The organism is Actinomadura sp. 21ATH (genome assembly GCF_041951345.1).
Lineage (GTDB): Bacteria > Actinomycetota > Actinomycetes > Streptosporangiales > Streptosporangiaceae > Spirillospora.
Genome location: NZ_JBGNUR010000004.1, coordinates 382,375 through 398,858, shown reverse-complemented (window position 1 = coordinate 398,858; position 16,484 = coordinate 382,375). Strand labels below are relative to the sequence as shown.

General features: G+C 74.7%; 15 protein-coding genes and 1 riboswitch. Of the genes, 9 read left to right on the top strand and 6 right to left on the bottom strand.

Going from position 1 to position 16,484, the window contains the following annotated elements; all coding sequences use genetic code 11:
* The first annotated feature begins 1 nt into the window (after position 1).
* Both ACA361_RS16550 and ACA361_RS16545 read left to right on the top strand, forming a co-directional pair.
* The gene (locus ACA361_RS16550; protein ID WP_375012856.1) at positions 2-2,302 is read left to right on the top strand and encodes a beta-glucosidase; all 2,301 of its coding nucleotides are present in this window, start codon (positions 2-4) and stop codon (positions 2,300-2,302) included.
* Between the two features lie 91 nt (positions 2,303-2,393).
* Complete coding sequence (locus tag ACA361_RS16545) at positions 2,394-3,770, top strand: protein kinase (protein WP_375012855.1); 1,377 nt, start codon at positions 2,394-2,396, stop codon at positions 3,768-3,770.
* A gap of 67 nt (positions 3,771-3,837) precedes the next feature.
* On the opposite strand, the gene ACA361_RS16540 is transcribed toward ACA361_RS16545, so the two are convergent.
* The 4 genes from ACA361_RS16540 to ACA361_RS16525 all read right to left on the bottom strand — a co-directional run bounded on the left by ACA361_RS16540 (position 3,838) and on the right by ACA361_RS16525 (position 6,480).
* Positions 3,838-4,002: a hypothetical protein gene (locus tag ACA361_RS16540; protein WP_375012854.1), complete on the bottom strand. Its 165-nt coding sequence runs from the start codon at positions 4,000-4,002 to the stop codon at positions 3,838-3,840.
* Positions 4,003-4,040: 38 nt separating this feature from the next.
* On the bottom strand, positions 4,041-4,715 hold the full coding sequence (thiE, locus tag ACA361_RS16535; protein ID WP_375012853.1) for a thiamine phosphate synthase: 675 nt from the start codon (positions 4,713-4,715) through the stop codon (positions 4,041-4,043).
* A gap of 132 nt (positions 4,716-4,847) precedes the next feature.
* Positions 4,848-5,231: an Rv2175c family DNA-binding protein gene (locus ACA361_RS16530; protein ID WP_375012852.1), complete on the bottom strand. Its 384-nt coding sequence runs from the start codon at positions 5,229-5,231 to the stop codon at positions 4,848-4,850.
* 37 nt (positions 5,232-5,268) lie between these two features.
* A complete protein-coding gene (locus tag ACA361_RS16525; protein WP_375012851.1) occupies positions 5,269-6,480 on the bottom strand; it encodes an NAD(P)/FAD-dependent oxidoreductase in 1,212 nt (403 codons plus the stop codon).
* A gap of 98 nt (positions 6,481-6,578) precedes the next feature.
* Positions 6,579-6,692: riboswitch (TPP riboswitch) on the top strand.
* Here ACA361_RS16525 and thiO point away from each other — a divergent pair.
* From thiO to ACA361_RS16495, 6 genes are all read left to right on the top strand, one after another.
* On the top strand, positions 6,683-7,804 hold the full coding sequence (gene thiO, locus ACA361_RS16520; RefSeq protein WP_375012850.1) for a glycine oxidase ThiO: 1,122 nt from the start codon (positions 6,683-6,685) through the stop codon (positions 7,802-7,804). Its footprint overlaps the riboswitch before it by 10 nt.
* On the top strand, positions 7,801-8,013 hold the full coding sequence (thiS, locus tag ACA361_RS16515) for a sulfur carrier protein ThiS (RefSeq protein WP_375012849.1): 213 nt from the start codon (positions 7,801-7,803) through the stop codon (positions 8,011-8,013). Before thiO ends, thiS begins: the two co-directional genes overlap by 4 nt.
* Positions 8,014-8,015: 2 nt before the next feature.
* Positions 8,016-8,834: a thiazole synthase gene (locus ACA361_RS16510; protein ID WP_375012848.1), complete on the top strand. Its 819-nt coding sequence runs from the start codon at positions 8,016-8,018 to the stop codon at positions 8,832-8,834.
* 118 nt (positions 8,835-8,952) lie between these two features.
* The gene (locus tag ACA361_RS16505; protein ID WP_375012847.1) at positions 8,953-9,945 is read left to right on the top strand and encodes a DMT family transporter; all 993 of its coding nucleotides are present in this window, start codon (positions 8,953-8,955) and stop codon (positions 9,943-9,945) included.
* Between the two features lie 106 nt (positions 9,946-10,051).
* A complete protein-coding gene (gene pknB, locus ACA361_RS16500; RefSeq protein ID WP_375012846.1) occupies positions 10,052-11,974 on the top strand; it encodes a Stk1 family PASTA domain-containing Ser/Thr kinase in 1,923 nt (640 codons plus the stop codon).
* A gap of 209 nt (positions 11,975-12,183) precedes the next feature.
* Complete coding sequence (locus ACA361_RS16495) at positions 12,184-13,035, top strand: deoxyribonuclease IV (RefSeq protein WP_375012845.1); 852 nt, start codon at positions 12,184-12,186, stop codon at positions 13,033-13,035.
* Between the two features lie 635 nt (positions 13,036-13,670).
* On the opposite strand, the gene ACA361_RS16490 is transcribed toward ACA361_RS16495, so the two are convergent.
* Both ACA361_RS16490 and ACA361_RS16485 read right to left on the bottom strand, forming a co-directional pair.
* Positions 13,671-14,450, bottom strand: coding sequence for a LytR/AlgR family response regulator transcription factor (locus ACA361_RS16490; RefSeq protein WP_375012844.1), 780 nt, complete (start codon positions 14,448-14,450; stop codon positions 13,671-13,673).
* A 62-nt stretch (positions 14,451-14,512) separates the two neighbouring features.
* Positions 14,513-15,127: a sulfite oxidase-like oxidoreductase gene (locus ACA361_RS16485; RefSeq protein ID WP_375012843.1), complete on the bottom strand. Its 615-nt coding sequence runs from the start codon at positions 15,125-15,127 to the stop codon at positions 14,513-14,515.
* A gap of 272 nt (positions 15,128-15,399) precedes the next feature.
* On the opposite strand from ACA361_RS16485, the gene aroF reads away from it, so the two are divergent.
* Positions 15,400-16,443 carry a 3-deoxy-7-phosphoheptulonate synthase gene (gene aroF / locus ACA361_RS16480; protein ID WP_375012842.1) on the top strand — a complete coding sequence of 348 codons (1,044 nt, stop codon included), beginning with the start codon at positions 15,400-15,402 and terminating at the stop codon, positions 16,441-16,443.
* Positions 16,444-16,484 lie beyond the last annotated feature (41 nt).

Sequence of the window (16,484 nt, the reverse complement as noted above, 5' to 3'; positions counted from 1 at the left end):
CATGGCCGCCGACACGCCGCACGCCGCCACCGACGCCGCCGTACCCGCCACCGCGCGGAGGCCGTACTCGAAGCACCCGGAGTACCCGGAGCACCCGGAGTACTCGGCGGGGCGCGCGGGCGGGCGCCGGAAGCGGGCCGCGGCGGCGCTGGCCGCCGTCCTCGCCGCGGCCGCCCTCGGAACGGCCGCCGGCGTGCCCGCCGAAGCCCGGGTCCAGGCGCAGGTTCAGGCTCAGGCGCGCGCGGCGGCCCGCTGCGGCGACCCCGCCCAGCGGCCCTGGTGCGCGCCCTCCCTGGACGCGGACGAGCGCGCGCGGCTGCTGCTCAAGGCCATGACCGCGGACGAGAAGATCGCGCTGCTGGCGGCCGACGACCCGCTGGGCGGCCCGCTCGGCGGCTTCATCGAGACCGCGCACGCCGACACCGACCACGGCATACCGCGGCTGGGGATCCCGCCGCTGTACATGGCCGACGGCCCGGCCGGCGTCCGGCAGGGCAAGGCGACCGGGCTACCCGCCCCCATCGCGCTCGCCGCCGGGTTCGACCGCGAGGCCGCCCGGAAGTACGGCGGGGTCGTCGGCTGGGAGGCGCGGCACCGCGGCAACGACGTGATCTTCGGCCCGACCGTGGACGTCCTGCGCACGCCGCTCAACGGCCGCACGTTCGAGGGCTTCGGCGAGGACCCGTACCTGTCGGCCGGGCTGGGCGCGTCCTGGATCCGCGGCGCGCAGGACCAGGGCGTGCTGGCCGCGGTCAAGCACCTGGCCGTCTACACCCAGGAGACCGACCGGCTCTCCCTCGACATGAGGGTGGCCGAGCGCACGCTCCGCGAGATCTACCTCGTCCCGTTCGAGACGGCCGTCAAGGACGCGGAGCCGGCCGCCGTCATGTGCGGCTTCGGCAGGCTCAACGGGCGCTGGGCGTGCGAGGACGGCGCCGTCCTGAACGAGGTCCTGCGCGACGACTGGGGCTTCGGCGGCCTCGTCGCCTCCGACCACTTCGCCGCCAAGGACACCGCGACCGCCGCCAACGGCGGGCTGGACCTGGAGCTGCCGATCGGGCTCAAGTACAACGCGTTCCTGCTCAAGCGGGCGGTCTCCCAGAAGAAGGTCGCCCAGGCCACGATCGACGGCCACACGCTGAACATCCTGCGCACGATGTTCCGCCACGGCGTCTTCGACCGGGCCGCCCACCCCAACGACCTGTCGGCGGTCGACCGCACGGCGAGCGAGACCGCCGCGCAGCTGCTCGCCGAGGGCGGGATGACGCTGCTGAAGAACGACGGCGCCCTCCCGCTCTCCTCCCCCGGCTCGATCGCCCTCATCGGCAGGGGCGCCGACGCGGTCCCCAGCGGGTTCGGCTCGGCGAAGGTCGAGACGTTCACGCGCGTGTCGCCGCGGGCGGGCATCGCCGCGCGGGCGGGCGCCGGAACGCGGGTCACCTACCACGACGGCGGCGACCGCGGCGCCGCCGCCCGCGCCGCCCGGGACGCCGACGTGGCGATCGTCTTCGTCACCGACAGCCAGGGCGAGTTCTTCGACAAGTCCTGCCTCACCCTCCAGTGCGGCGACCCGCTGCGCGGCGACCAGGACGCGCTCGTCTCCGAGGTCGCCAGGGCCAACCCGAACACGGTCGTCGTCCTGGAGACCGGCGGGCCCGTCCTCACCCCCTGGGCGGACGAGGTCAGAGCCGTCCTCGCCGCCTGGTACCCCGGCCAGCAGGCGGGCCGCGCCCTCGGCCGCGTCCTGTACGGGGACGTCGACCCCGGCGGGCGGCTCCCCGTGACCTTCCCGGCGAACGCGGGCGACGCGCCCGCCGCGGGAAACCCGGCCCAGTATCCCGGCGTGAACAAGACGGTGACCTTCTCGGAGGGCGTCCTCGTCGGCTACCGGCACTACGACGCCAAGGGCCTCGCGCCGCGCTTCCCGTTCGGGCACGGGCTCTCGTACACGACGTTCCGCTACGGCGACCTTGAGGTGAGCCCCGGCTCGGTCCGGGTGCGGGTGACCAACACCGGGTCGCGTCCCGGCACCGCGGTGCCGCAGCTCTACCTGGGCCTGCCCTCTCCCGGCCGCGACGTCCCGCAGCCGCCGCGGCAGCTCAGGGGCTACCAGAAGATCACCCTGGCGCCCGGCGCGAGCGCGCGCGTCACGTTCCCGCTCACCGCGCGTTCCCTGGCGTACTGGGACGAGGAGGGCGACGCCTGGAACGTCGCACCCGGGTGCTACGAAGTGACGGTCGGCGGGTCCTCCCGGGACGCGGCGCTCCAGGGCTCCTTCGCCCAGGGCGGTGCCCGCTGCTGAGGCAAAGATCACTGTTCGCCTGCCGCGCCCCGAATGCGCGCGATACAAATAGAGGCCATCTTCGTCCGCCCCCGCCGAGCCGGAGCCCCCAGTGCCGCACGATCCCTCCCGCGGGAGGACGCCCTCCCGCTCCGCGCGCGCCGTACCGGTGCCCGCCGGAGCCCCCGCCCGCACCGCGGCCGACGCCGACCGCCCCGCCCGCGGGCGGGGCACGCGCCCCGGCGAGCGCACCACGGAGCAGGACGTCCCGTCCACGGCCGGCAGGGCCGGCCGCGGCGGCGCGCGCGATGACCGCGACGCGCCGCAGGACGGCCCCGTCCCGGCCGAGGCCGGCGGCACCGGCCGGCCCGCGCGGCGGCGGCGGTCGCGGGCCGGCGGCCCGCCGGCGGGCGAGCACGCCACGCCGCAGGACGCCCCGGCCGGTGGACGGCAGGGCGGGGACGCCGCGGACGCGCGGGAGGACGGGCCCCTCGCCGGGACCGGCCGGGACGGCGCGGGCCGATCGCGATCCGGGGCCGCGGGGCCCGACGGCGTGCGCGGCGCCTCGTCCGGGAGGGGGCCGCTGGCTCCCGGCGACCCGGCCAGGCTCGGGCCGTACCGGCTGGTCGAGCGGCTGGGCGCGGGCGATCGCAGCGTGCTTTTCCTGGGGCACGACGACGAGGACGGCGAGCGGGTCGTCGTGCGGATGCTGCGCGGCGGCCCTGGCGGCCGGGGCGGGCTCGACCGGCTCGCGCGGGAGGCCGAGGCGGCGATGACGGTCACCGGGCGGCACACCGCGCGGGTGCTGGACGCCGACCTCGCCGGCGAGCGGCCGTACGTCGTCAGCGAGTACGTCGAGGGCCCGACGCTGCGCGCCGCCGTCGAGGCGGACGGGCCGCTGGCCGAGGGGCCGCTGCGCAAGGTCGCCCTGCGGACGGCCGCGTCGCTGGCCGCCACGCACAAGGCCGGGGTCGTCCACCGCGGTTTCACGCCGGGGCACGTGCTGCTGGGGCGGGACGGCGCCAAGGTCGTCGGCTCGGGGGTGCCGCGGTCGCTCGACATCGCGCCGGTGATCGGGCGGCGCGGGACGGCGCCGCCGGCGACCGGCTACCTGGCGCCCGAGCAGATCGAGGACGAGCCCGTCGGGCCGCCCGCCGACGTCTTCGCCTGGGGCGCGACCATGGTGTACGCGGCGACCGGGCGGCCGCCGTTCGGGACCGGCACCGGCGCGGCCGTGCTGCGCCGGATCACCTCCCGGCCGCCCGACCTGGGCGACCTGGAGGGGACGCTGCGCGAGCTGGCCGCCCGCAGCCTGGACAAGAACCCGGCGGCCCGTCCCACCGCGCGGCAGCTGGTGCGGGCGCTGCGCGACGACCAGGCGCCGGCGCCGAAGGCGCGGCCGAGGCGGATCCCGCGCTACCGGTGGCGGATGATGGTCGCGCTCGGCATCGTGATGGCCGCCGGGTTCGTGGTCGGCGTCCTCTTCTGAGGCTTCCGAGACCTCCGAGAACTCCGAGAACTCCGGGGCCGCCAAGGCCGCCCAGGCCCCGCGGGGCTCACCAGTGCGGCGGCCGGTCCTCGATCAGCCGGTCGTCGTCGTCACCGCCGCCGCGCCACTCGCCCCAGCCGGTGTCGGTGTCGTCGGAGGTCTGGTCCGGCAGGATCTCCATGTCGTCGTCCGACAGATCCACCGGGCGCTCGTCGTCGGGTCCCTGGCTCATGCCCCCATTGTCGGCCATCCGGGCCGGTGATCGGTGCGTCAGGAGGCGTCGCGGAGGCGTCGGGAGAGTGACCGGGCGGCGGCGCGCGGGTCGGCCGCCTCGGTGATCGCCCGGACCACCACGATGCGGTGCGCGCCGGCGTCCAGGACCTCGTCCAGGTTGCCCTCGTCGATGCCGCCGATCGCGAACCAGGGGCGGCTCTCGCGCTGGGCCGCCACGTACCGCAGCAGCTTGACGCCGGGCGCCGCGCGGCCGGGCTTGGTCGGGGTGGGCCAGACCGGGCCGGCGCAGAAGTAGTCGACGCCGGGCTCGGCCGCGGCGGCCGCGGCCTGCTCGTCGGCGTGCGTCGAGCGGCCGATCAGGATGTCCTCGCCGACGATCGCGCGGGCCGCGGCGACCGGCAGGTCGTCCTGGCCGAGGTGCAGGACGTCGGCGTGGACGGCGTGCGCGATGTCGGCGCGGTCGTTGACGGCGAGGAGGGCGCCGTGCCGCTCGCAGGCGGCGCGGAACACCCGCAGGTACTCCATCTCCTGCCGGGCCTCGAGGCCCTTCTGGCGGAGCTGGACGATGTCGACGCCGCCGGCGAGGGCGGCGTCGAGGAACTCGGGAAGGTCGCCCTGCCGCTCGCGCGCGTCCGTGCAGAGGTAGAGACGGGCCCGGTCGAGCCGGGCGCGCAGGGCCACGGCCCGGTCGGAGAGCAGGTGCCTGGACACGGTGGGGGCGGGTTCCTTCCTGGCGTGCCGATCGCGGGACCGCGCGCGGCGGGCGGCCGCCGCGGGCGGCCCCGCAATCCTGTCACGTGCGTCCGGCCGGGCCTTACCGGGGTGGCCCCGGCCGGGAAAGGCTCAGAACGCCAGTGCCTGGGCGCGCCGGCGGACCTCCGTCCCCCGGTTCTCGCTGAGCGCCTGGACGGGCGTCCCCGGCAGCGTGTCGTCGGCGGTGAACAGCCACCGCAGGGTCTCGACGTCGTCGAAACCCGCGTCCGACAGCAGCGTGAGCGTGCCGGAGAGGCCCTTGATGACCTGCCCGTCCTGGATGAAGGCGGCGGGCACCATCGGCTTCCCCTCGCGGCGGACCGACAGCAGCTTGCGCTCGTTGAGGAGCTGCTTGATCCGGCCGGGCTTGATACCGAGCCGCGCGGTCGCCTCCGGGAGGGAGAGCCACTCCCCGGCGAGGGCGTCGGTGTGGGGGTCGAGAGCGCTTTCTACGGTTGCGTGCAGTTGCGTCACGCCCCCTTGCTACCACGCCCCCACGACGCTCAAACCCTCACGGCCGGGCGGCGTCCCGTACCGGCACCGAGGGGTCGGCGAGCGCGGCGGCGTCGACGGGGGTGCGGTTGGCGATGAGCCGCTTGGCCTGGACCATGTCGCGGGGGGCGCCGACCGTGAGGATCGCCTCCAGCCGGTCGCCGGTGAGCCAGCAGACGGCCCACTTGGCGCCCGCCGGGTCGCCCCGGCGCACCATGCGCTCGGCGACGGGGTGGTGGCCGACGTACTGCACCATCCGCCCGAACTGCTCGGACCAGAAGTACGGGACGGCGTCGTACGCCCCGTCCTCGCCGAGGAGCGTCGCGGCGGCGACGGCGGGGGCGTTCAGCGCGGTGTCCCAGTGCTCGACGAGCAGCCGCCGCCCGAACCGGGCGGACCACCAGGCGGCGCAGTCGCCGACCGCGACCACGTCCCGCCGGTACGGGCCGTCCTCGCCGCCGGTGGAGACGCGGAACGAGGCGTCGGTCACGACCCCGCGGTCGACCAGGACGCCGGAGCCGTCCAGCCAGCCGAGATCCGGCCGGACGCCGATGCCCACCACGACCTCGTCGGCGTCGATCCGCTCGCCGCCCGCCAGCAGCAGGCCGCCGGGCTCGACCGCGGCGACCTTGACGCCGGTGCGCAGCTCGACGCCCGCCTCGGCGTACCAGGGGACGGTCAGGGCGCCGACCTCGGGGCCGACCGCGTTGGCGAGCGGGGTGTCGGCGGCCTCGACGACCGTCACCGCGCAGCCCTTCTTCGCGGCCGTGGTGGCGACCTCGGCGCCGATCCAGCCGGCTCCGACGATCACCACCCGGGCGCCCGCGGTGAGCCGGCCGCGCAGCGCGCGGGCGTCGTCGATGGTCCGGACGACGTGCTGCGGGCCGTCGCCGGGCAGCGTGACCGGGGTGGCGCCGGTGGCGATGACGAGGCCGTCGAACGGCAGGTCGCCGGCCGCGGTGGCGACCGTCCCGCCGCCGCCGGGAGCGAGCCGCAGGCCGGTGGCGCGCTCGCCGAGCAGCAGCCGCGCGCGCAGGGCGTCCCAGTCGGCGTCGACCGTCGTGTCGTCGCTCTCCCCCGCCAGCACGGCCTTCGACAGCGGCGGCCGGTCGTACGGCCGGTGCCGCTCGGCCGACAGCAGGGTCAGCTCGCCCTCGTACCCCTTGCCGCGCAGGGCCTCGACGGCGCGCACGCCGCCCAGCCCGCCGCCCACCACGATCACGCTCTCCATGGCCGTCAACCCTAGTCGGCGGGCCCGGACGCAGACCAGACAGGTGTCCAGACGGGTGACCAATATCATCCCGGTCGCGGGCGGACGTATGGTGGGGGTGCAAGGAGCGCGGGAGCCCGGTCCGACCGGGCTGAGAGGGCGGCTGACCGGGCCGCCGACCGCTGGAACCTGATCCGGATCATGCCGGCGAAGGGAGCGAGGATTGGACATCGCCATCATCGGCGCGGGCGTCGTCGGGCTGGCCGCCGCGTGGCGCACCGCCGCCCGCGGCGCCGCCGTCACCCTGATCGACCCGGCCCCCGCGAGCGGGGCCTCCGCCGTCGCGGCGGGCATGCTGACCCCCGTCAGCGAGCTGACCTACGGCGAGGAGCCGCTGCTGCGCCTCGGGCTCGCCTCCCGCGACCGGTACGGCGCGTTCGTCGCCGAGCTGGAGGAGCTCACCGGGCTCGGCACCGGTTACCGCACCGACGGCATCATCGAGGTCGCGTTCGACGCCGACGACCTCAGGCACCTGGACGACCTGCGGCGCTTCCAGGAGTCGCTCGGCATCCCCGCCGAGGCCCTGAACGGGCGCGAGTGCCGCAGGCTGGAGCCGATGCTGGCGCCCGGCGTCCGCGGCGGCCTGCTCGCCCCCGAGGACGGCTCGATCGACCCCCGGCGGCTGGCCCCGGCGCTGCTGGCCGCCGCGGAGAAGCACGGCGTGCGGCTCGTCCGCCGGAAGGCCGCCGCGCTGCTGGTGGAGCACGACGCCGCCGCGGGCGTCCGGCTCGACGACGGGTCCGAGGTCCGCGCGGACAGGGTGCTGCTGGCCGCCGGCCCCTGGTCGGGCGACCTGGAGGGGCTGCCGCCCGGGACCGTTCCACCGGTCCGCCCCGTCAAGGGCCAGGTGATCCGGCTCCGCACCCGCGTGCCGTTCCTGCGGCGCGCCACCCGCGGGCTGGTGAAGGGCTCGTCGGTCTACCTCGTGCCGCGCGCCGACGGCGAGATCGTCCTCGGCGCCACCCAGGAGGAGATGGGCTTCGACACCCGCGTCACCGCCGGCGGGCTGTGGGAGCTGCTGCGCGACGCCCGCGAGCTGCTGCCCGGCATCACCGAGCTGGAGTTCGCCGAGGTGACGGCGGGGCTGCGGCCCGGCTCGCCCGACAACGCCCCCGTGATGGGCCCCACCGCGCTGCCCGGCCTCGTCCTCGGGACGGGCCACTTCCGCAACGGCATCCTGCTCACCCCCGTGAGCGGCGACATCCTGGCCGAGGTGCTGCTGGACGGCACCGTGCCGGACGTCGGCCGCCCCTTCACCCCCGACCGCCTGACGGAGACGGCATGAAGATCATCATCAACGGCGAGCCGCGCGAGCTGCCCGCCGGCACCAGCGTGGCGGCCGCGGTGGCCGGCTACACCGGGCGGTCCGGCCCGGCCGAGGCCGGGCTGGCGGCCGCGCTGAACGACGAGGTCGTCCGGCGCTCGCAGTGGGAGGCGACGACGCTGAAGGAGGCGGATCGGCTCGAGGTGCTGACCGCCGTGCAGGGAGGTTGAACATGAACGGCACCGACGGCACCGGCGTTCCCGGCGGCACCTCGGGCGGCGCGGCGGACGGCCCGCTGGTCATCGCGGGCGAGGAGGTCGGCTCCCGGCTGATCATGGGGACCGGCGGGGCGCCCAGCATGAGCGTGCTGCGCGAGGCCCTGACCGCGTCCGGCACCGCCCTCACCACGGTCGCGATGCGGCGGGTCGACCCGTCGGCGCGCGGCTCGGTGCTGGACGTCCTGCGCGAGTGCGGCATCCGCGTGCTGCCCAACACCGCCGGCTGCTTCACCGCGGGCGAGGCCGTGCTCACCGCCAAGCTGGCCCGCGAGGCGCTCGGCACGGACTGGGTGAAGCTGGAGGTCATCGCCGACGAGCACACCCTGCTCCCGGACCCGATCGAGCTGGTCGAGGCCGCCGAGCAGCTCGTGGACGACGGGTTCACCGTGCTCCCGTACACCAACGACGACCCGGTGCTGGCCCGCCGCCTGGAGCAGATCGGCTGCGCGGCCGTCATGCCGCTGGGCTCCCCCATCGGCTCCGGCCTCGGCATCCGCAACCCGCACAACATCGAGCTGATCGTCGAGCGGGCGGGCGTCCCGGTCATCCTGGACGCCGGCCTCGGCACGGCCAGCGACGCCGCGCTGGCGATGGAGCTGGGCTGCGACGCGGTGCTGCTGGCGACCGCCGTGACGCGGGCCCAGTCGCCGGCCCGGATGGCCGCCGCGATGCGGCACGCCGTCGAGGCCGGGCGGCTGGCGCGGCTGGCCGGGCGCATCCCGCGGCGCAAGTACGCGCAGGCGTCCTCGCCCTGGGAGGGCCTCAGCACCTGAACCGCGAGCGTTAAGCAACGCTACAGCCACGGTTGTAGCAGATTTAACTGGACCTGAAGCGCAACCACGGGCGATCGTTCGGTGTCCGTCGAAACGATCCGTACCTAAGGTTCAGCGCATGATCCAGCAAGAAGAGGCCGTGCCGGCCGGACCAGGGCGGCGGGCCCAGCGGCTCGCCGTGGCCGCCGCGACCGTCACGGTCGTCCTGTGGGCGTCGGCGTTCGTGGCCATCCGCAGCGCGGGCGAGGACTACGGGCCCGGCGCCCTCGCCCTCGGCCGGCTGCTGGCCGGCACGGTCACGCTCGCCGCGTTCTGCCTGATCCGCCGCGAGGGCCTGCCGCCGCGCGGCGCGTGGCCCGGCATCGCCGCCTCCGGCGTGCTGTGGTTCGGCGCGTACATGGTCGCCCTCAACTGGGGCGAGCAGCTGGTCGACGCCGGCACCGCCGCGATGGTGGTCAACATCGGCCCGCTGCTGATCGCCCTGTTCGGCGGCTGGCTGCTCAAGGAGGGCTTCCCGCCCGCGCTGCTGGCCGGGATGGCGGTGTCGTTCGCGGGCGCGGTCGTGGTCGGCCTCTCCATGTCCGGCGAGGGCCGGTCGCCGCTGCTGGGCGTCCTGCTGTGCCTGGTCGCGGCCGTGACGTACGCGGCGGGCGTGCTCAGCCAGAAGCCCGCCCTCCGGCACGGCTCGGCGCTCCAGGTCACCACCTGGGGATGCGCGATCGGCGCGCTGACCTGCCTGCCGTTCGCCGGGCAGCTGGTCTCCCAGGCCGCCGACGCCTCGTTCGGCTCCACGCTGAACATGATCTACCTGGGCGTCTTCCCGACCTCGATCGCGTTCACCACCTGGGCGTACGCGCTGGCCCGCACCTCGGCCGGGAAGATGGGCGCCACGACCTACGCCGCGCCCGCCCTGGTGGTCGGGATGTCGTGGGTCCTGCTGGACGAGGTCCCCGGCACCCTCACTCTCGCCGGCGGCCTGCTCTGCCTGGCCGGTGTCGCCGTCTCGCGCCGCCGGGGCCGCGCCCCCGTCCCGGCCGCCCCGGCCCCGGTCGCGGCCGTCCCGACTTCTGGGGCGGAACCCGTACAGGCCGGGAAAGAACCCGTACCATAGGGTCCGGCGGCCTGAGCAAGGCCCGGCCCCGCCGCCGAAGATCACCCGGAGAGGTCATCCTCCGGGCTGATGGGTTCCGTCCGGGAAGGCCTTTACACTCGCTCTGATGGACACTACGGTCGCTGATCCACTCGTCGGGCAGGTGCTCGACGGGCGCTACCGCATCGAGTCCCGGATCGCCCGCGGCGGGATGGCGACGGTCTACGTGGCCCGCGACATCCGGCTCGACCGCACCGTGGCGATCAAGGTGATGCACGCCGGGCTCGCCTCCGACGAGGACTTCGTCCGCCGCTTCATCGGCGAGGCCAAGGCCGCCGCGGCGCTCTCCAACCCCAACGTCGTCGCGGTCTACGACCAGCGCACCGACGGCGAGCACGTCTTCCTCGTGATGGAGTACGTGCGCGGGCGCACCCTGCGCGACCTGCTGGCCGAGCGCGGCCGGCTGGGCCCGCGCGCCGCACTGGAGATCATGCAGCCGGTGCTGGCCGCGCTGGGCGCCGCCCACCGGGCCGGCCTCGTCCACCGCGACGTCAAGCCCGAGAACGTCCTGATCGACCAGGACGGCCAGGTCAAGGTCGCCGACTTCGGGCTGGCCCGCGCCGAGACCGCCAGCGGCATGACCAAGACCGGCATGATCATCGGCACCGTCGGCTACCTCGCCCCCGAGCAGGTGCTGTCGGGCAGCGCCGACGTCCGCTCGGACGTCTACGCCGCCGGCATCCTGCTGTTCGAGCTGCTCACCGGCGAGCTGCCGCACCAGGGCGACACCCCCCTGGCCGTCGCCTACAAGCACGTCAACGACCGGGTGCCGCCGCCGTCCACGCTCGCCCCCGGCCTCCCCCACCCGGTGGACGCCCTGGTCGAGCGGGCGACCGCCAAGGACCCCGCGTACCGCCCCCAGGACGCCAACGCCTTCCTCGGCGAGGTCGCCGAGGTCCACGCCGGCCTGCCGCGCGACATCGACGAGCGCCTCCAGGCCGCCGCGCCCGCGCCGGGCCGCACCGCCGTCATGGAACCCGCCGCCCACAGCGGCACCCGGGTGTACGAGGACGTCCTCACCCTCCCCCGCGACGCCGGCCCGCCGCCCCGCCCGTCCGCCGGCGAGCGCACCGTGCGCGCCCTCACCGGCCGCTACACGCTCATCGCCATCGGGGCGGTCGCGGCGATCGTCCTCGGCTGGGCCATCTGGTACCAGACCTCCGGCCAGTACGACCACGTCCCCGAGCAGATCATCGGCAAGCCGGTGGCCGAGGTGCGCGACCAGTTGGAGGCCGGCGGCCTCGACGTCCAGGTCGCCGAACCCGCCTACAGCGACCGCGTCCGCAAGGGCGGCGTCGCCGCGTCCGACCCCGGCCCCGGAGCCCGGATCACCGAGGGCGGAACGGTCACCCTGACCCCGTCCAAGGGCCTGACGCCCAAGGAGGTCCCCGACGTCACCGGCAAGCCGGTGGACGAGGCCAGGCGGATCCTCCAGGAGAAGGGCTTCCGGGCCGGCCAGGTCAGCACCTCGCCGTCCCAGACGGTCGCCAAGGACAAGGTCATGCGCACCGACCCGCAGGCCGGCGAGACGCAGTCCCCCGACGACCCCGTGAAGATCGTCGTCAGCAGCGGCATGTCGATGCCGTCGCTCCTCGGCCGCAACGGCGACGAGGCCCAGAACCAGCTGCGCTCCATGGGCCTCGACGTCAAGGTCGAGAAGCGCCGCGAGGAGAGCAGGCGCCCCGGCACCGTCATCGGCCAGGACCCCGAACCCGGCACCGGCGTCTCCCGCGGCGACGACGTCACCCTCGTCGTCAACGAGCGCGACTGCCTGTTCGGCAACTTCTTCTGCGACGAGGGCGACCGCGGCGACGGCGAGCAGATCCCCGTCCCCCGGGTCATCGGCCAGTCCTTCGACGACGCCCGCCGCGCCCTCCGCTCCTCCGGCTTCAAGATGAAGATCGGCAGCCGGGTCGGCGGCCGCGTCCTGGGCCAGAACCCGGTGTCGGGCACGGCCCCGAGAGGCTCGGAGATCACCGTCTGGGGCTGACTCTTCGTGGAGGGGCGACCCTCCACACCACCCGGCCCGGGGCGGCCGCCCTCCGCTCGTTCCTCGCCGCGGGCACCCACCCCGGGGCAGGGGACTCCGTCCCCCGCACCCCCTGCTGGGGACTTCGTCCCCTCGACCCTCTTTTGGCCCTCCGGCGCTCGCGCGGCTTGGCCGGGGCTGTCGGGGGGCGCGACTAGGCTGGTCCGGTTATGACTTCTCTGAATAACCCCGTCGGGGGGCATGTTCCGGTGGCCGGAGGGCTGGCCACGGGCGGGCTGAAGTACGCCGCCGAGATCGGGGCCGAGACCGTCCAGGTGTTCGTGTCCAACCCGCGCGGGTGGGCGCTGCCGGAGGGCAAGCCCGCCGAGGACGCCGAGATGCGCGAGCAGGACGCGGTCTCCGTGTTCGTGCACGCGCCCTACCTGGTCAACTTCGGCTCGCCCAGCGCCGAGACGCTGGAGAAGTCCGTCGCCACCGTGCGGCACTCGCTGCGCCGGGGGCACGCCATCGGGGCGCGCGGCGTCGTCGTCCACACCGGCTCGGCGGTGAGCTGGTCGTACGAGGAGGCGATGGACCAGGTACGCGAGCACGTGCTGCCGCTGCTGGAGGAGATCCCCGAGGACGGGCCCGACCTGCTGCTGGAGCCGATGGCGGGCCAGGGCAAGATGCTGTGCGCCCGGGTGGAGCAGCTGGGGCCGTTCTTCGAGCGGCTGGAGCGGCATCCCAAGCTCGGCGTCTGCTTCGACACCTGCCACGCGTTCGCGGCCGGGCACGACCTGGCCGCCCCCGGCGGGGTGAAGGAGACCATGGACGCCCTCGTCGCCACGGTGGGGGCGGGCCGGCTCAAGCTCGTGCACGCCAACGACTCCAAGGACGACTGCGGCTCGTTCAAGGACCGGCACGAGAACATCGGGGCCGGGCGGATCGGCGAGGCGCCGTTCGCGGAGCTCTTCCGCCACCCGGCGGTGGCGGGCGTGCCGTTCATCATCGAGACGCCGGGGCGCGGCGCCGAGCCGCACGGCAAGGACGTGGCGACGCTCAAGCGGCTGCGCGACGGCTGACGGGCACGGAAGAAAAAGGGCCCGGACGCCGCTGAACAACCCCCCGACTGTCCAGCGGCGCCCGGACCTGCCGCCGCCTGATCCCACCCCCCCGGTACGGGATCTGGCGGCTCTGATCCGGCGTTCGACGCAACGTCACGCCGGATCTCCAGTTGTGTCCATCACCGGAGGTTCGCGCCCTCCGGAAGCTTTGATGCGGTGTTGTGATGTTGCACCGTGCGCCTGCACTTTCCGATGCGCGGTGCCACTGAGAACACTAAGCCTCCGCAATACCGATCGGGACCCGTGACCCGCCGCACGCGATAAACGGTCAGTAGCGATCGGTGTACGTAGCGTAGTGGCCGGACGAGCGGTCGATTCCGCGCGACGAGCGGCATCGGGAACGGTCCACCCGCCCGGACGAGCGGTGTCGAAAAATCACCGGGCCCATGTCAACGCCTCCCCCGCCGCCTCCCGGCCCCCCGCCGCCACGGAGGGTGAGCACCGGAAGCCCCTCAGCGCGCCGCACAGCGCCTCCCGGCCCGCAGGACGAACCCGCGTCCGGCCCGGCACGGACGGCAAGACGTACGGCGCGCAGAGCCGCCGGCCCGCAATACTGCTGCGGCGGCCGGAACCCGGGCGGGACGGCACGGGGATCAGTTCGGGGTTTCGGGCGGCGGCGCGGCGTGCCGGAACCGGCGGACCAGCAGATCGCGGACCTCCCGGGTGTGGCGCCGGCTCACCGGGAGCAGCTCGCCGCCCACCTGGACGGCCGCGCGGCCGCCGTCGAAGCGCAGCTCGCTGATGTGGGCGGACGCGACGAGCGTGCTGCGGTGGATGCGGATGAAGCCGGCCGGCTGCCAGCGCCGGGCCAGGGCGGCCAGCGGCATCCGCACCAGGAAGCTGCCCTCCTGCGTGTGCAGCCGCACGTAGTCGCCGTGGGCCTCGACGTGGGTCACCGCGCGGCGGGACACCAGCCGGGTGCGGCCGGCCAGCTCGACCGGCACCATCTCGTCCTGGTCGGGACGCTCGGCGCCGTCCTCCGCCGCGGCGTTGCGGCGCACCACCTCGTCCAGCCGCCGGACGGCCTCGGCGAGCCGTTCCGGCCGGACGGGCTTGAGGAGGTAGTCGAGCGCGCCGAGATCGTAGGCGGTGACGGCGCAGTCGTCGTGCGCGGTCACGAACACCACGTGCGGGGGCGCCGCGAAGCCGGTCAGCAGCCGGGTGAAGTCGAGCCCGTCCAGGCCCGGCATGCGGATGTCGAGGAAGACGGCGTCGAGGCGCTCGCCCGCCACCAGGACCCGGCTGACATCGCGGAGCGCGGCGGCGGAATCGGCGGCGCAGCCGACGTGGGAGATCCGCGGATCGGCCCGGAGGAGCCGGACGAGCTCCTCCAGAGCGGGCACTTCGTCATCGACGGCCAGTACGCGCAACATGAGATGACCTTGCCGCGATTACCGTACGTCCGCAATCGGTTTCGCTAGGTGAGTCTGTGTTTCTACAGCGGCGGCGACTCGTCCGCGTCCTCCTGGTACGAGTAGCGCTGCTCCCGCCAGGGGTCGGCGACGTTGTGGTAGCCGCGCTCCTCCCAGAAGCCCCGGCGGTCCTTGACCATGTACTCGATGCCGCGCACCCACTTGACGCTCTTCCACGCGTACAGGTGCGGGACGACGAGCCGGATCGGGAAGCCGTGGTCGGGCGACAGGCGCTCGCCGTCGCGGTGGGTGGCGAACATCGTCCCGTCGGCCAGGAAGTCGCTCATCCTGATGTTGGCGCTGTAGCCGTACTCGGCCCACACCATCACGTGCGTGGCGGCCGGCTCCGGCGGCGCCGCCTCCAGGATCGCGGCCGTGGACACGCCCTCCCAGAGGTTGTCCGGGATCGTGAACTTGGTGACGCAGTGGAAGTCGGCGACGGCCTTGGTGCGGGGCAGCGCCTCGAACTCGTCCCAGGACCAGCCGTACTGGCCGCCCGACGCGGTCGCGCCGAACACCCGGAAGTCCCAGTCCTTGGGACGGAACTTGGGGACGGGGCCGTAGTGCAGCACCGGCCAGCCGCGGGGGACGTACTGCCCGGGCGGGAGGGCCCGCTCTTCTTCATCGGGTGGGGACATGACGCGGGCAATACTGCCATCCGTAGTGAGCTGAGCCATATTCGCCCCCCGTCCAGGCGGACCGGCGGGGCCCATGGGCTACGCTGTGGGCCATGCGCAACGTGGTGTATCTCTTTTGGTTCGACCGGCCCGGGAGGCTGGTCTGCCAGGCGTTGCGCTGACAGACCTCGAATGACGAAGCCCCGGGCCGCAGGCCCGGGGCTTTTCGCGTTCAAGGGTGATTTCCGCGGACCTCGCGAGGAGGTGCCGCGCCACGAGGAGAGGCAGCAACCATGGTCGTCGTCATGGCTCCGGAGGCCACCGAAGCCGATATCAAGGCCGTCGTCTCACTGGTCGAGACGGCGGGCGGCGACGCCTTCGTCAGCCGCGGGGTGGAACGCACCATCGTCGGCCTGGTCGGGGACGTCCAGCAGTTCGGCTCGCTCAACCTGCGCGGCATGGGCGGGGTCAGCGACGTCATCCGGATCTCGGCGCCGTACAAGCTGGTCAGCCGGGAGAACCACGCCGAGCGCTCGGTGGTGCGGGTCGGCGGGGTGCCGATCGGCCCCGGCACGATGACGCTGATCGCCGGCCCGTGCGCGGTGGAGACGCCGGAGCAGACCCTCCAGGCGGCGCAGATGGCGCAGGCCGCGGGCGCCACGCTGCTGCGCGGCGGCGCGTTCAAGCCGCGCAGCTCCCCGTACGCGTTCCAGGGGCTCGGCGAGGCCGGGCTGCGGATCCTGGCGGACGTGCGCGCGGAGACCGGCATGCCGATCGTCACCGAGGTCGTGGACGCGCAGGACGTGGAGCTGGTCGCCTCGTACGCCGACATGCTCCAGATCGGCACCCGGAACGCGCAGAACTTCGCGCTGCTCCAGGCCGCCGGCGAGGCGGGCAAGCCGGTGCTGCTCAAGCGGGGCATGAGCGGCACGATCGAGGAGTGGCTGATGGCGGCCGAGTACATCGCCCAGCGCGGCAACCTCGACATCGTGCTGTGCGAGCGCGGCATCCGCACGTTCGAGAAGGCCACCCGCAACACCCTGGACATCTCCGCGGTACCGGTGGCGCAGCGCCTCTCCCACCTGCCGGTGATCGTGGACCCGTCGCACTCGGGCGGCAGCCGCGACCTGGTGCTGCCGCTGTCGCGGGCCGCGATCGCGGTCGGCGCGGACGGCGTGATCATCGACGTGCACCCGCACCCGGAGACCGCGCTGTGCGACGGGCCGCAGGCGCTCGTGGACGGCGACCTGCGCGAGCTGGCCCGGCTGGTGCGCGACCTGCCGCCCATCGTCGGCCGGTCGCTGGTGACCCCGGACGACGCCGCCGTCCCCGCCTGATCACCTCGCCTCTCCTCGCCGCGGTTCCGCGCGGCCGGCCC

Coding starts and splice junctions, on each gene's coding strand:
- ACA361_RS16550 (WP_375012856.1), top strand. CDS start 2: ATGGCCGCCGACACGCCGCACGCCGCCACCGACGCCGCCGTACCCGCC.
- ACA361_RS16540 (WP_375012854.1), bottom strand. CDS start 4,002: ATGAGCCAGGGACCCGACGACGAGCGCCCGGTGGATCTGTCGGACGAC.
- ACA361_RS16525 (WP_375012851.1), bottom strand. CDS start 6,480: ATGGAGAGCGTGATCGTGGTGGGCGGCGGGCTGGGCGGCGTGCGCGCC.
- thiS (WP_375012849.1), top strand. CDS start 7,801: ATGAAGATCATCATCAACGGCGAGCCGCGCGAGCTGCCCGCCGGCACC.
- ACA361_RS16510 (WP_375012848.1), top strand. CDS start 8,016: ATGAACGGCACCGACGGCACCGGCGTTCCCGGCGGCACCTCGGGCGGC.
- ACA361_RS16505 (WP_375012847.1), top strand. CDS start 8,953: ATGATCCAGCAAGAAGAGGCCGTGCCGGCCGGACCAGGGCGGCGGGCC.
- pknB (WP_375012846.1), top strand. CDS start 10,052: ATGGACACTACGGTCGCTGATCCACTCGTCGGGCAGGTGCTCGACGGG.
- ACA361_RS16495 (WP_375012845.1), top strand. CDS start 12,184: ATGACTTCTCTGAATAACCCCGTCGGGGGGCATGTTCCGGTGGCCGGA.
- ACA361_RS16490 (WP_375012844.1), bottom strand. CDS start 14,450: ATGTTGCGCGTACTGGCCGTCGATGACGAAGTGCCCGCTCTGGAGGAG.
- ACA361_RS16485 (WP_375012843.1), bottom strand. CDS start 15,127: ATGTCCCCACCCGATGAAGAAGAGCGGGCCCTCCCGCCCGGGCAGTAC.
- aroF (WP_375012842.1), top strand. CDS start 15,400: ATGGTCGTCGTCATGGCTCCGGAGGCCACCGAAGCCGATATCAAGGCC.